Origin of the sequence: Streptomyces sp. NPDC059003, from assembly GCF_042740445.1 — a bacterium.
Classification (GTDB): Bacteria; Actinomycetota; Actinomycetes; order Streptomycetales; family Streptomycetaceae; genus Streptomyces.
In genome coordinates this window covers 49,199-63,055 of sequence record NZ_JBHYJH010000039.1, presented here as the reverse complement: position 1 = coordinate 63,055, position 13,857 = coordinate 49,199, and the positions used below count along the sequence as shown (strand labels likewise).

Genomic DNA, 13,857 nt, shown 5'->3' with positions numbered 1-13,857 from the left:
CCCCTGGTTTCGGTGAAGGGGTGGGTCTGGGGCGCCCCGCGAAGGTCAGAAGCCGGCCGGCTCCGTGTACACCCCCCACTCGTCCCGGAGGACCCCGCAGATCTCGCCGAGCGTCGCCTCGGCCCGCACCGCGTCCAGCATGGGCCCGATCATGTTGGACCCGTCCCGCGCGGCGGCCAGCATCGCGTCCAGGGCGGCGCGCACGCGCGCGTCGTCCCGCGCGGCCTTGCGCGCGCCGAGGACGCTCACCTGCTCCCGCTCCACCTCATGGCTGACCCGCAGGATCTCCAGGTCACCGGTGACGGAACCGTCGTGGCAGTTGACGCCGACGACCCGCTTGTCCCCCTTCTCCAGGGACTGCTGGTAGCGGAAGGCGGACTCGGCGATCTCGCCGGTGAACCAGCCGTCCTCGATGCCCCGCAGGATGCCGGAGGTGATGGGCCCGATGGGGTGCTGCCCGTCGGGGTGCGCCCTCAGGCCCCGCTCCTTGATCTGGTCGAAGATCTTCTCGGCGTCGGCCTCGATGCGGTCGGTGAGCTGCTCCACGTACCAGGCGCCGCCGAGCGGGTCGGCCACGTTGGCCACCCCGGTCTCCTCCATCAGCACCTGCTGGGTGCGCAGCGCGATCTCGGCGGCCTGCTCGCTGGGCAGGGCGAGGGTCTCGTCGAGGGCGTTGGTGTGCAGCGAGTTCGTGCCGCCGAGCACCGCGGCGAGGGCTTCCACCGCCGTGCGCACCACGTTGTTGTACGGCTGCTGGGCGGTCAGCGAGACCCCGGCCGTCTGCGTGTGGAAGCGCAGCCACTGGGCCTTGTCCGTCCTGGCGCCGTACACCTCCTTCATCCAGCGGGCCCAGATCCGGCGCGCGGCGCGGAACTTGGCGATCTCCTCGAAGAAGTCGACGTGCGCGTCGAAGAAGAAGGACAGGCCCGGGGCGAAGACGTCGACGTCGAGCCCGCGGCTCAGGCCGAGCTCCACGTACCCGAAGCCGTCGGCGAGGGTGTACGCCAGCTCCTGCGCGGCCGTCGCGCCCGCCTCGCGGATGTGGTAGCCGGAGACCGAGAGGGGCTTGTACGCGGGGATCTCGCGAGCGCAGTGCTCCATGAGGTCGCCGATGAGGCGCAGATGGGGCTCCGGCTCGAAGAGCCACTCCTTCTGCGCGATGTACTCCTTGAAGATGTCGGTCTGCAGCGTGCCGTTCAGGACGCGCGGGTCGACGCCCTGGCGCTCGGCGGCGACCAGGTACATGCAGAAGGCGGGGACGGCGGGTCCTGAGATCGTCATCGACGTCGTGACGTCGCCCAGCGGGATGTCCTTGAACAGGACCTCCATGTCGGCGGCCGAGTCGATGGCGACGCCGCAGTGGCCGACCTCGCCGAGGGAGCGCGGGTCGTCGGAGTCACGGCCCATGAGGGTCGGCATGTCGAAGGCCACGGAGAGGCCGCCGCCGCCCGCGGCCAGGATCATCTTGTACCGCTCGTTCGTCTGCTCGGCGTTGCCGAAGCCCGCGAACTGGCGGATCGTCCACGTACGCCCGCGGTATCCCGTCGGGTACAGGCCGCGCGTGAACGGATACTCGCCGGGCCATCCGATGCGCTCGAAGCCCTCATAGGTGTCCCCGGGCCGGGGCCCGTAGGCAGGCTCGACCGGGTCTCCGGAGAGCGTCGTGAAATCGGCGTCGCGCTTCTTCGCGGCGTCGTACCGGGCCTGCCAGCGGCGGCGGCCGTCCTCGATGGCGTCAGCGTCCATGCCACCAATTTACTTGGACGTCCTAGTAAATGTCGATGGCTGACCGCCACGGTGCTGTCCGTGGCGGTGCGGTTACGCCTTGGCGAGGCCGGGCGACGCGTCCGCGAGCAGCGGCTCGACCTCGCGGACGACCTTGCGCTCGACGAAGAACGCGGCCGTGGGGATGGTGCCGGACACCAGGACCCACAGGAGCTTGCCGAACGGCCACTTCGCCTTGGAGCCGAGGTCGAAGGCGAAGACCAGGTAGATGATGAAGAGGACGCCGTGGATCTGCGAGACCGCGAGCGTCAGGCCTTCGGCCTTGTCGAACCCGTACTTGACCACCATGCAGGCGCACAGGATCAACAACATGACGGCGGTGGCGTAGGCCATCACCCGGTAGCGGGTCAGCACGCTGCGTTTCATGTCTACGAGCGTAGCCGTCCCACCTACGTGATCTTCGGGCGGGCCTTTTCCCCACCCACCCGCCCTTCCCTGTGTCCTGCGGCCCCAGCCCCCGCTGTATATGGGGCTGCGCCCCTTTCCCCCCTTGTCGGCGCTTCGCGCCTCGCCCTCAAACGCCGGGCGGGCTGAAACCAGCCCACCCGCCCTGCAAGGGCGGGTGGGTGGGGGAAAAGGGGGTCTGGGGGCGGAGCCCCCAGGGACGACGGGACTTACTGGTCCTCGAAGTCCTGGGCCGCCACGCGCAGGGGGCGGAGGATCGCGAAAATGTCCCCGCACTCCTCCGCGTCGTAGACGCCGAGCCCGAAGTCCATCGCCATCAGCTCGCGCGTGGCCTCCTCGACCACCTCGCGCCCCTTCTCCGTGATGGAGGCAAGCGTGCCGCGCCCGTCGTTCGGGTTCGGGCGCTTGTCGACCAGGCCGGACTTGACCAGGCGGTCCACCGTGTTGGTGACGGAGGTGGGGTGCACCATGAGGCGCTCGCCGATCTTGGACATCGGCAGTTCGCCCGCCTTGGAGAAGGAGAGCAGGACCAGCGCCTCGTAGCGCGCGAACGTCAGTCCGTACGGCTTGACGACCGCGTCGACCTCGGCGAGCAGGATCTGGTGCGCGCGCATGATAGAGGTGATGGCGCCCATCGCGGGCACGGACCCCCAGCGCTGCTTCCAGAGTTCGTCGGCGCGGGCGATGGGATCGAAGGGGAGACTGAGCGGCTTCGGCACAGCGTCGACCTTAGCCGCCGGTCACAGAGGGGTCAGCCCCAGTCTCAGGATTCGGCACCGTGTTCCACCGGGCCTCCAGCGCCAGGAGTCCGCAGCACACCACACCGGCAACCCCGGCCGCCGCGACCACCGTGCTCACCGCGAAGAACTCCGCGGCGAGGCCCGCGAGCGCCATGCCGACGCCCTGGAGCGTCATCAGGCCAGCGGTGTGCACGGTCATGGCGCGCCCGCGCATTTCCGGCGGCACCGCGTCGACGAACCAGCGGTCGAGCCCGAGGGTGTACGCCGATCCGGCGCCCGCGAGCACGAGCACCGCCGCCGCCCAGGCGAGACCGGGCACGAGGACGTACGCGGTGAACGGAAGCAGCGTCGTCGTGGCGAGCGGCAGCACGATCCGCGAGCGCGCCGCGGGCGAGAGCGCGGACCCGGCGTACAGCTCCGCCGCGATGGTGCCGACGGGCATCGCGCACATCAGCAGGCCGACCCCGGCCGTGCCCGCCCCGATCTGCTCCGCGTACGCCGCGGCCAGCGCCTCCGGGGCCACGAGGAACATCGGCGGCGCCCAGAGCAGGAGCAGCAGCGCACGGATGCGCCGGTCGCCGAGGACCTGGCGGGCGCCGGCGAGGGAGTACCGCAGCAGGGCCGGGCCCGCGCCGTCCGCCGTGGCCCCGCGCGCGGGGCGCCGCCGTGTGCCGCACCGCAGCAGCAGCGCCGACGCCAGGAACGTACCGAGCGTGATGACGAGCGCCCCGCGCGGCGGGACGAGGGTGAGCAGCACGCCGCCGAGCCCGAAGCCGACGAGCACGGCGCTCTGGGACACCATCCGCAGCAGCGAGCGCCCGAGGACGAACAGCTCCCCGTCGCCCAGGATGTCGGCGAGGGTCGCCATGCGCGTGCCGTTGAAGACGGGCGACACGGCGGCGATGAGGCAGCGCAGGGCGAGCAGTGCGGCGACCGGTGTCAGGGGCAGCGCCATGAGCGCGGCGCACGCGGCACACAGCAGGTCGCAGACGACCAGGACGCGCCGCGGCGGGCAGTGGTCGGCGATTCCGGCGAAGAGGGTGCCGCCCACCAGGTACGGCAGCATGCCGAGCGCGAACGCGAGGGCGCTGAGCAGGGGCGATCCGGTGAGCTCGTACACCAGGACGGTCAGGGCGATCTCGCTGACGACGACGCCGAGCAGGGACAGCGCGTGCGCGGCGAAGACGAAGCGGAACTCACGGACGGCGAAGACGGGCCGGTACCCGTTCGGTGCTGGCGCGGACATGCGGATCACCCTGGCCGAGCGGGCGGCGCGCCCCTAAAGTTTCGGCTCGGGCCGAATCCTGGAAGACGGGCGAGACGGGCAAGACAGGCAAGGCGGCGACGCGGGAGAAGGGAGGTGTCGCGGCATGCCCTTCCACCTGCACTTCGGCGAGGCCGATCTGCTGCGCTGCCGGTTCGCCGTGTCGCCGCTGTGGGAGACGCAGGAGGCCGTCCGCACCCTGAAGCGGCCCGAGCGCCACGGCTACCACCCGCAGTGGCTGCGCCGCATCCGGGAGACGAGCGAGGGCCTCGACCTGACGGCCGTGTGGCTGCTCATGCCCTCGCGAGGGCACAGCCCGGACTTCCTCGGCCCGCCGCCGCTCGGCCCCGCGGCCACCTTCGACGAAGAGATCGCGGCGGTGCGCCGGGCCGACCCCGAGGCCGCGCGGGACGACATGGCGCGGGCGCTCGCGGAGACGCCGGGCGCCGCCGAGACCCCGGCGGGCCGCCGCCTCCTGGCCGAACCGGCGCGGGCGGTAAGGGAATTGGCGGACGCGATGGAGGCGGCCTGGCACGCGCTCCTCGCACCGCACTGGCCCCGGCTGCGGGCGCTCCTGGAGGCGGACGTCACGTACCACTCCCGGCGGCTCGCGGAGGTCGGGCTCGGCGCCCTGCTCCCCGAGCTCGACCGGCGCCTGACCTGGGAGTCGGGGACGCTCACCGCGCGCTGGCGGGGCCGGCACGAGCGGCACCTCGACGGGCAGGGCCTGGTCCTGATGCCGAGCGTGTTCAGCTGGCCGGACGTGGTGAGCGGCTACGACCCGCCCTGGCAGCCGACCCTCGTGTATCCGGCGCGCGGCATCGCCGGGCTGTGGGCGGCCCCCGACGAGCACACCCCAGAGGCCCTGGTCCGGGTCGTCGGCCGCACCCGCGCCACCCTGCTGACTTGCCTCGCCGAACCGGCCACCACGTCGGCGCTCGCCCACCGCCTCGCGCTCGCCCCGTCGTCGGTCTCGGCGCAGCTGACCGCGCTGCGCGACGCGGGGCTCCTGGTGGCGCGGCGGTACGGGCACCAGGTCCTGTACGAGCGGACGCCGCTCGGCATGGCCCTGGCGACGGGCGGCTGACGGCTGACGGCTGACGGACGGGACGCCGGGCGACGCCGCACCGAGGTCGGCGGTGTCGCACCGGGGAGCGATTAGTGCGCTATGTCACGATTGCCGTGACGTCCGTCAGACCGTCCGTCACCGTCGCCCAAGGGGTCTGGATGCACCGGCTGCTCCGTACGTTCACGGCACTCACGGCCCTCGCGGCCCTCGGGCTCACGGCGGGGTGCTCGTCCGGGTCGGAACCGGCCGGGGAGAAGGACGAGAACTCGGCGGCGCCCCGGTCGTCGGCGGGCGCGAAACGGGCGTCGGGCGCCTTCTGGGTGGACCCGCAGAGCGCCGCCGCCCGGCAGGTGCGGCAGTGGCAGCAGGAGGGCCGCACGCAGGACGCGGAAGCGCTCAAGCGGATCTCCGAGCAGCCGATGGCGGTGTGGCCCGCGGGCGACGACCCGGCCCCCGACGTCCGGGAGGCCACCGAGGGCGCCGCCAAGGAGGGCCGCACGGCGGTGCTCGTCGCGTACAACATTCCGCACCGCGACTGCGGCCGGCACTCGGCGGGCGGCGCGCACGACGCGGCGTACTACCGCTCCTGGCTCGGCTCCTTCGCCGACGCCATCGGGCAGAGCCCGGCCCTGGTGATCCTGGAGCCGGACGCGATCCCGCACATCGTCGACGGCTGCACGCCCGGCCAGTACCACGAGGAGCGCTATCAGCTCCTGTCGGAGGCCATCCAGCGGCTCAAGCGGCAGCCGCGCGTCAAGGTCTACCTGGACGCGGGCAACCCCGGCTGGATCACCGACGCCCGCAAGCTCACGCTGCCGCTCCGGCGCGCGGGCATCGACGCGGCGGACGGCTTCTCGCTCAACGTCTCCAACTTCCAGAGCGACGAAAGAACCAAGGGGTACGGCCGCGAGCTCGCCGCCACCGTCGGCGGCAAGCACTTCGTCATGGACACCAGCCGCAACGGCAGGGGCCCGCTCGCGGGCGACCGCCAGGACGCCTGGTGCAACCCGCCGGGCCGCGGCCTCGGCACCCGGCCCACGGACCGCACGGGCGACCCGCTGCTCGACGCCTACCTGTGGATCAAGCGCCCCGGCGACTCGGACGGCCCGTGCCGCGGCGGCCCCGCGGCCGGGCAGTGGTGGCCGGACTACGCGCTCGGGCTCGTGCGCAACGCGAAGGCGTAGCCACGCTGTTCGGGGGCTGTTCCCCAGGTGGACGAAGTGTGGAGGTCAACCCCCGCACGCGTACGGAGCGTTGACCCCACTGGCCAAAGCACTCCCCCGGCTGGCAGCCTCGTGCCCCATGCGGGAAGACATGGCGCAAGCGGGCTACGGCGTACGGTTCGAATGGGGCCCGGCCGGGGCGAAACACCTCGCCCCGAAGGTGTCCTGCCTGGTGATCGTGGACGTCCTTTCGTTCTCCACCTCGGTGTCGGTCGCCGTGGAGTCCGGGGCCAGAGTCTTCCCGTACCCGTGGCGCGACGAGCACGCGACGGCGTTCGCCCGCCAGATGGACGCCCATCTCGCGGTGGGCCGCCGCGCCGTCACCGACGCCTCCCCCTGGTCGCTCTCCCCGGCCGCCCTGCGCCGCGCGCCCTTCACGCCGCGCCTGGTGCTGCCGTCGCCGAACGGCTCGGCCATAGCGGCCGCCGCGGGTGCGGCCACCGTCACGGCCGGGTCGCTGCGCAACGGCTCGGCCGTGGGGCGGTGGCTCGCCGAGCACGGGCACGGCACCGCGGAGCGGCCCGTCGGGGTGATCGCCGCGGGCGAGCGCTGGCCCGACGGCAGTCTGCGCCCGGCCCTTGAGGACCTGCTCGGCGCCGGTGCCGTGATCGCGGCGCTGCGGGAGCACGACCGCACGTCGCTGTCGCCGGAGGCCACGATGGCCGCGTCCGCGTTCGCGGCGTCCGTCGACGTGGGAGCGGCCGTCGCGGCCAGCTCCTCCGGGCGGGAGCTGGCCGACGACGGCTTCGCGGAGGACGTCGAGATCGCCACGGAGCTCAACGCGAGCGAGCAGGTGCCGGTGCTGCGGCACGGGGCGTTCGTACCTGCCTGAACCACCCGTGGCCCGGGGCTACTTCACGTGCACCCACTTCGCCTCGGACGAGGCGCCGTCCGCGTCCGTGACGAACAGCATGTACCAGCCGGGCGGCACCAGGGCGGTGTCGCCGCGCGGCACGTCCACGGTGATCGAGCCCTGGCCCTTCGTCAGGCCGAGGGCGATCGAGCGCTGCTCGACGTCCGTGGTGTGCGTGACCGCGCTCGGGCGCATCAGGCGGGCCGAGACGATCTTCTCCGGGTGCGCGGTGCGGAAGGTCGCGCGGCCGTCGGCCGGGAGCTGCTCGGGGCCCTCGCCGACGACGGGACGGTCCTTGCCCGCCTTGTGCAGCGAGGGCGGCGTGAAGATCTCCATGCGCTGCTCGAAGTGGCCGAGCTTGGTGTTCTGCTCGTTGTCGAAGAGCGGGTCGGAGCCGAAGGTGGCGACGCGGCCGTCGGGCAGGAGCAGCGCCTCGGAGTGGTAGTTGCGGCCCACCATGGGCTCGGCGGCGGTGCGGAAGGCGCCCCGTCCCGCGTCGGCCTTCGGGTCGTAGAACTGGGCCTTGAGGATGTTGCTCGCGCTGCGGCCGCGGTAGTCGGACGAGCCGTTCGTGGTGAAGACGGAGTCGTCCGGCATGAGCACGCTGTTCAAGTAGCGGGTGCCCTGCGGGAGTTGCGGGCCCGTCCTGAAGGAGGGCTTGGCCTCCTTCAGGTCGATGACGGCGGTGCGGCGCGTGGCCTTGTCGGACTCGCCGACACCGCCGCCGCCGAGGATCATCACCTTCTGGTCCTGCGCGGGCGGGAGCAGCACGGAGGAGGACGTCTCGGTCTGGTCGAGGTCCTCGAGGCCGGGCACCTTCTCGAACGTGTTGGTGTCCAGGTCCCACAGGCCCGGCTTGCGCCCCTTGTCGGCGGGCCCGTAACCGGCGTTGGACGCGGGGTAGAAGAGCTTGCCGCCCTTGGTGAGGAACAGGGCCGGGTAGGTCGGGAAGTACCGCTTGGGGCCGTCCGTCCACTGCTTGGTCTTCGGGTCGTAGATCTCGTTGTCGCCGGGGTCGATGACGCCGACGTCGTCGAGCCCGGACACCGCGAGCACCCGGCCGTCGTCGAGGCCGACGAGCGTCGGGTACCAGCGGGCCTTGTCCATCGGCTCCACGGGCACGTACCGCTCGGCCTTCGGGTCGAACTCGTACGCCGCCTTGATGCCCTGGAAGTCCTGCTTCTCCATGGTGAGCTTCTCGGCGATGCCGTACGTGTTGTCGGCCTCCTTGCCGGTCAGGCCCTCGATCTCGTACTGCGCGGACTTCTCCGTGACCGACTGCTTGCCCTCCTGCACGGCCTCCACGAAGACCCGCGCCTCGCTCGCGGTGACCTTGGTCTTCCAGGGCTGCATCGCGCCGGACTTCGAGTACGTGATCTCGAAGTCCCGCTTGGCCTTCGGGACCTTCACGTCGAACCTGCTGACGTACTCGACGCCCGACGGCGAGCGGAACTTCGTGCCCTTCTTCAGGACGACCGGCTTGTCCGGGTTCTCGTTCTTCACGCGCATGCCGCCGCCCGCGCGGTCCACCTCGTCGTCGAGGAGTTCGTAGCGGGCGGTGCCGCCGGCGACGAGGAGGCGCCCGTCGGGGAGCTGGGCGTGCCCGGCGCAGAAGAAGTCCTCGGGCGTTGCGACCTTCTTGAAGGTGTTCTCCTTCGGATCCCACAGCACGGTGTCGAAGGACCCGGCGTCGAACTTCTTCTGCTCGTTGCCGGACCCCGCGACGATCAGCACCTTCCCGGTGTGGAGCAGCGCCGCGTGAATGGCGTTCGTACGGAACTCCTCGGGAATGCCGACCTGCTGCCACGACCCGTACTTCTTCTTGTAGCCCGGCCGGGAGATCTTGTACGCGTGGTACTTCTCCTCGGCGAAGGACAGCGCGGCCGGGGCGTTGAGCCCGATGAGCAGCGCGCCCGCGCCCACTCCGAAGACGACCTTCTTGGAGCGCCTGGACAGCTTGGAGAACTGCGTGAACCGGGGGGCCATGGCGTCAGTTACCTCCAGTGGTCGTGCCGGTGGCGAAGGCCGGCTCCGGCTCGCCCTCGGTGCCGCGCTCCTTCAGGCGCTGCCGGGCCGCCGCCTTGCGGGCCCTGCGCTCCCTGACCGCGGTGACGCTCCACACCGTGACCGGCGCGAGCGAGATGGCCATGGCGAGCACGGCCCAGGTGCGCATCGCCACGTGCGTGTGGCCGAGCACGAACGACGCGACGAGCGAACTGGCGAGCACCGCCGCCCAGAAGAGATGGATGCGGAAGGTGAGCAGCCGGTCGGACGTGGCGCCGCCGCCCTTGGGCGTGACGACGAAGCGGCTCGGTCGGCGCGCACAGGCCGCGCCGAGCGACTTGGCGTAGATCGGCGCGGACAGCGCGGACATCGCCATGCCGGCGAGGCCGCCCGAGCCCTCGGGCTCGTGCGGCGAGACGTTGTGCCGCCGGTTCCACAGGTAGAGCCCGATCTGGAGCGCGGCGGCGTCGCTGTACAGCATCAGCCATACGGAGGCGGCGACCTGCGTGCCGGAGGCGCCGAACCACAGGAACAGCACGCAACTCAGGATCCCGAGGAGCCAGTTGACGGCCGTCATCGGGTAGTAGACGAGCATCAGCGTGTACGAGAAGAGCCGCCCGGGCGGCATCGTGAACGGCGCCTTCCAGTACTGCTTGAACAGCGTCTCGTACGTACCGCGCGACCAGCGCATCTGCTGGGTGAAGAAGTCCGTCCAGGAGGCGGGGCCCTCGCCGACGGCGAGGACGTCCGGCGTGTACACGGACCGCCAGTGCCGCCGGGTCGCCGGGTTCTTGTGCCGGTGCAGCTCGAAGCCGGTGGCCATGTCCTCGGTGATGGAGTCGTAGAGCCCGCCGACCTGCCGCAGGGCGGAGATCCGCACGACGTTGTTCGTGCCGACGAACATGGGGGCCCGGTAGCGGTTCCCGGCCCGCTGGATCAGCGCGTGGAACAGGAACTGCTGGGACTCGGCGGCCTTGGTGACGGGTGAGGTGTAGTTCCCGTACACCTGCGGCCCGACGACGAACGCGACGTCCGGGTCGCGGAAGAACCCCATCATCCGCTCCAGGAAGTTCGGCAGCGGGACGTGGTCGGTGTCGACGGAGGCGAAGAAGTCGTAGGCGTCGCCGTGCATCGCGAGCCAGGCGTTGTAGTTGCCGTGTTTGGTACGGGCCTTGTGCGGGCCCTTCTTGCGGTTCCACTCGGGCACCCCGTTGCGGGTGAAGTGCCGCACGCCGAGCTCCGCGCACAGGGCCTTGGCCTCGTCGTCGTCGCCCTCGTCGAGCAGCCATACGTCCAGGGGGCCGACGTGGTGTATCGCTACGGCGCCCGCCAGCGTGGCGCGGACCATGGAGAGGGGTTCCTTCCCCGGTACGTACGTCGTCAGGAAGGCGACGCGGGTGCCCGGCTCGGGCAGGACGGGGATCGGGTCGCGGGCCACCATCGTCGCGTGCGCGATCGATATGACGTTGATGAGCATGAACAGCTCGATGAGTCCGATCGCGACCAGCATGGTGACGTCCAGACCCACCAGCCAGCGGTCGCCGCCCTCGCGCTCGGTCCAGTGGGTGGGCCAGACGAGGTAGAGGAGCAGGGCGCCGGTGAGGACCGGGGCCAGCGTCATCAGGAGTACGGCGCGTATTCGGTGGGGCTCGCGTGCCAGGAGCGACCGGTACTGGACCCGATAGCCGCCGGCGTCGCCCTCCGGCGGGGTGAGCGGACCGGCGAGCCGGCTATGGGTGTCGTAGTCGTAGCCCTCCGGCCGCACGGTGCCCTCCTGGTGATCGAACAAGCCGATACCCATACAAAAGTGGACTTTTCTCGGCGTGTCGAACGGGGCGCGTCCGACAGAGTGCCGGGCCGGGCTGGGCTTGCCGGTTCCTCTCCCACCCGCCCGCCCGTTTCCGGTGGGACACGGGTGACCGCCCCCGGTGGGGGGTGACCCGCCGTTGGCGGCGGAAGCGCATGGGGTGGGCGGGCGGGATAGCTCCCGCCGCGAAGCGGCGGGGCGGGGGCGTATCGGGCCCGGGTGCGGGCCGGACGGTTGGTCATGGGTGGGCGGGCGGGATGAAGCCGCCGCGTTAGCGGTGGTAGCTGTGCACAGGGACCGGTGGAGGCGCTACGCCCGCTTCGCGCGGCGGAGGTGGTGGCGGACCGCCCGCTGCGCCACCGGACCCAGGTCGTCCAGGGCGGCCACCAGGGCCCCCAGGTCCTCCAGGGCATCCAAGGCGCGCGCGACCCCTTCGGGGTCGACCCCCTCGTACAGCTCAAGGCCCACGAACGACCCCGCCACCGCCCGCGCGAGCCCCACCGCATCCACGAACGCCCCGAGCGGCGACGCCCCCAGGACCCGGACGAGGACCTTCTCGATCTCCTCGATCCACAGGGAGAGCCCGGCGGCGGTCGCGGCGGCGAGCCGCGGCTGGGTCTGGGCCCCGGCCAGCAACTGGCCGAGCACGGCGACGTGCCCCGCCGCCCGCTCCTCCTCGTGCATCTCACGCCCGAAGGCGAGGAGTTCGCCAAGGGAGGAGACGGCGGCGAGCCGCTCCCGGTAGAGGGCGACGCGCTGCTCCGTGCCATGGCGGCAGGCCTCGGAGAGCAGGTCGTCGACGGAGCCGAAGTGGTAGAAGACGAGGGCCTGGTTCACCCCGGCAGCCGCGGCGACGGACCGCGCCGAGGTCTTGGCGATGCCCTGCTCGGTGAGGGTGCGCAGGGCGCCGTCGAGGAGCTTCGCGCGGGTGTCGGCGCTCACGCGCGGACCTCCTCGCGCACGGGCCTGAGCCCGGGCCGCACCCCGCACTCCCGCACGTCCCGGTAGCGCGCCGTGAACGACCCCTCGTACCCGAACAGCGGCCCGAAGTACCGGTTGGCCACCCGCACCCGGATCCGGAAGCACCCGGCGGCGTCGTCGTACGACTCGTGCACCTCGGCGTCGCCGCCGATGAGGTCCGGCACCCGTACGTCGACGGGCCCCTCGCGGAACCGGTGCACTCCCGAGCGGATGACGAGGGAGCCGTCGGGCCGCGCGTCGAAGTGCAGGTCGCTCGCGAGGTGCTGATGCGTGCCGAGGTAGTCGAGCACGCGGTCGCCCTGGGGGGCGAGGATCATCTGGGCGTCGAAGCGCCGGGGACGCCCGGGGAAGTCGAAGGTGCGCACGAAGGTCACCGTCTCACGGCCGAACGAGTCGGCGTACGGCACGTTCTCGATGGTGAACGGGATGTTCCGGCCCGTGCGCGGGACGAGGATGTGCCGGGTCGCACCGACCGCGAGGAACGGCTTCACAAAGCCGCGCCCGTGCCAGATCCGGTCCATCACGCCCCGGCCGACGCAGGCCTCCCCGCTCGCGAGCCCGACGGAGAAGCGCCGCTGGAGCTGCGGGTGCAGGCGCGCGAAGTCGGCGCCGAGGACGGTACGGAAGATCGAGGTCATGCGGGCTGCTCCTGGACGGTGACGGGACGGACGGGACAGACGGGAGAGACGGCACGGACGAGAGGGACGAGACGGACGAGGGAGACAGTGCGGACGGGAGAGACAGCGCGGACGGCGCGGACGCGGACGCGGGCGACGCCCCCGCGAACAGCCCGCCCAAGGACGGACACGAAGGCCGCGGAACCACCACCGGCACGGCCGCCGCCCCCACCGCTCCCCACGGCCACCCCCGCACCGGACACCCCCGCGCCGGGCGCCCCCGCACCCCCGAGCCCCGCAAGCACCCGAGGCGCCCGCGCCGCCCCCGTCGGCGGCGTCCGCAGGCACCGCCGCGCCGCAGGCGTCACCGGCAGCGGCGGCACAAGCAGCACGACCACCGCCGCGGCGACGGCGGCCACCGGACCGGCGAGCGCCGCGGCGGCGACGCACAGGGCGCGGGCCGCGACCTCGGCGGCCGCGTGGCCGAGCGCCCGCTCGGGCGTGATCCCGCGCTCCAGCCACAGCCGGAGCCGGTCGAAGGACCAGGCGGTGGCCCAGCCCATGAGCGGCCGCAGCGCGACCCGGTCGGCGAGGGCGCCGACGCGGCCCCAGCGCGGCCGGTAGTCGTAGCCGGTGAGGAAGCGGACGCCGTCGCCCGTCGGTACGTAACGCCAGTAGCCGCTGCCCTCGGCGAGGAGCGAGAGCGGGTGCGGCGAGGCGAACCGCAGGGCCGAGGTGCGGGTGCCGTCGGGCCGCCGCTTCTCGCCCGCGCTGACGCCGGTCCCGGCGACGGTGAGGAAGGGCAGCACGCGCGTGGCGTACCGGAACCGCTGGGGCTCGTCGGCCGCCTTCGGCAGGTAGTCGATCTGCGTGAAGCGCAGGTCCCAGCGCTGGTGCGCGGCGGGCTCCTGCGTGTGCGCCCAGAGCTCGTCGAGATCGGCACGTATCAGGGCTTCGATGTACAGGCTCACTGCAAACCCCCACGTCAGCACGTTTTTGAGCGAGTGCTCAAACGCTACGTAGGAAACGTACAGCGATTTGAGCACTCGCTCAACTCTCCTCTTGCCTCCCCCACGGGCACCAAAAAGCCCCCGCCGGACACTCGGCGG

The 13,857-nt window shown here is 72.1% G+C and carries 11 protein-coding genes and 1 pseudogene; 3 read left to right on the top strand and 9 right to left on the bottom strand.

Features of this window, described 5'->3' with window-relative positions; all coding sequences use genetic code 11:
* Positions 1 to 45: 45 nt before the first annotated feature.
* From ACFWZ5_RS16925 to ACFWZ5_RS16910, 4 genes are all read right to left on the bottom strand, one after another.
* Positions 46 to 1,746 (bottom strand): methylmalonyl-CoA mutase, encoded by a 1,701-nt coding sequence (locus ACFWZ5_RS16925; protein WP_384803498.1) that lies wholly within the window; start codon positions 1,744 to 1,746, stop codon positions 46 to 48.
* A 72-nt stretch (positions 1,747 to 1,818) separates the two neighbouring features.
* Entirely contained in the window at positions 1,819 to 2,151 is a 333-nt protein-coding gene (locus tag ACFWZ5_RS16920; protein ID WP_384803501.1) for a DUF3817 domain-containing protein, read from the bottom strand.
* 248 nt (positions 2,152 to 2,399) lie between these two features.
* The gene (locus ACFWZ5_RS16915) at positions 2,400 to 2,909 is read right to left on the bottom strand and encodes a MarR family winged helix-turn-helix transcriptional regulator (protein ID WP_384803504.1); all 510 of its coding nucleotides are present in this window, start codon (positions 2,907 to 2,909) and stop codon (positions 2,400 to 2,402) included.
* Positions 2,910 to 2,919: 10 nt separating this feature from the next.
* Entirely contained in the window at positions 2,920 to 4,176 is a 1,257-nt protein-coding gene (locus tag ACFWZ5_RS16910) for an MFS transporter (protein WP_384803507.1), read from the bottom strand.
* A 124-nt stretch (positions 4,177 to 4,300) separates the two neighbouring features.
* Between ACFWZ5_RS16910 and ACFWZ5_RS16905 the strand changes: the two genes are divergently transcribed.
* The 3 genes from ACFWZ5_RS16905 to ACFWZ5_RS16895 all read left to right on the top strand — a co-directional run bounded on the left by ACFWZ5_RS16905 (position 4,301) and on the right by ACFWZ5_RS16895 (position 7,318).
* The gene (locus ACFWZ5_RS16905) at positions 4,301 to 5,281 is read left to right on the top strand and encodes a DUF5937 family protein (protein ID WP_384803510.1); all 981 of its coding nucleotides are present in this window, start codon (positions 4,301 to 4,303) and stop codon (positions 5,279 to 5,281) included.
* Positions 5,282 to 5,421: 140 nt separating this feature from the next.
* Positions 5,422 to 6,447, top strand: coding sequence for a glycoside hydrolase family 6 protein (locus ACFWZ5_RS16900; protein WP_384803519.1), 1,026 nt, complete (start codon positions 5,422 to 5,424; stop codon positions 6,445 to 6,447).
* A 118-nt stretch (positions 6,448 to 6,565) separates the two neighbouring features.
* Complete coding sequence (locus ACFWZ5_RS16895; protein ID WP_384803513.1) at positions 6,566 to 7,318, top strand: 2-phosphosulfolactate phosphatase; 753 nt, start codon at positions 6,566 to 6,568, stop codon at positions 7,316 to 7,318.
* Positions 7,319 to 7,336: 18 nt separating this feature from the next.
* Here ACFWZ5_RS16895 and ACFWZ5_RS16890 read toward each other — a convergent pair whose 3' ends face one another.
* From ACFWZ5_RS16890 to ACFWZ5_RS16870, 5 genes and pseudogenes are all read right to left on the bottom strand, one after another.
* Positions 7,337 to 9,325 carry a galactose oxidase-like domain-containing protein gene (locus ACFWZ5_RS16890; protein WP_384803516.1) on the bottom strand — a complete coding sequence of 663 codons (1,989 nt, stop codon included), beginning with the start codon at positions 9,323 to 9,325 and terminating at the stop codon, positions 7,337 to 7,339.
* 4 nt (positions 9,326 to 9,329) lie between these two features.
* Positions 9,330 to 11,108: a glycosyltransferase family 2 protein gene (locus ACFWZ5_RS16885; RefSeq protein WP_384803522.1), complete on the bottom strand. Its 1,779-nt coding sequence runs from the start codon at positions 11,106 to 11,108 to the stop codon at positions 9,330 to 9,332.
* Between the two features lie 351 nt (positions 11,109 to 11,459).
* Positions 11,460 to 12,092, bottom strand: a complete 633-nt coding sequence (locus tag ACFWZ5_RS16880) for a TetR/AcrR family transcriptional regulator (RefSeq protein WP_384804574.1) — start codon at positions 12,090 to 12,092, stop codon at positions 11,460 to 11,462.
* Positions 12,089 to 12,769, bottom strand: coding sequence for a DUF4166 domain-containing protein (locus ACFWZ5_RS16875; protein ID WP_384804572.1), 681 nt, complete (start codon positions 12,767 to 12,769; stop codon positions 12,089 to 12,091). Before ACFWZ5_RS16875 ends, ACFWZ5_RS16880 begins: the two co-directional genes overlap by 4 nt.
* A gap of 269 nt (positions 12,770 to 13,038) precedes the next feature.
* Positions 13,039 to 13,719: pseudogene (locus ACFWZ5_RS16870) on the bottom strand (hypothetical protein); the annotation flags it as partial.
* Between the last annotated feature and the right edge of the window lie 138 nt (positions 13,720 to 13,857).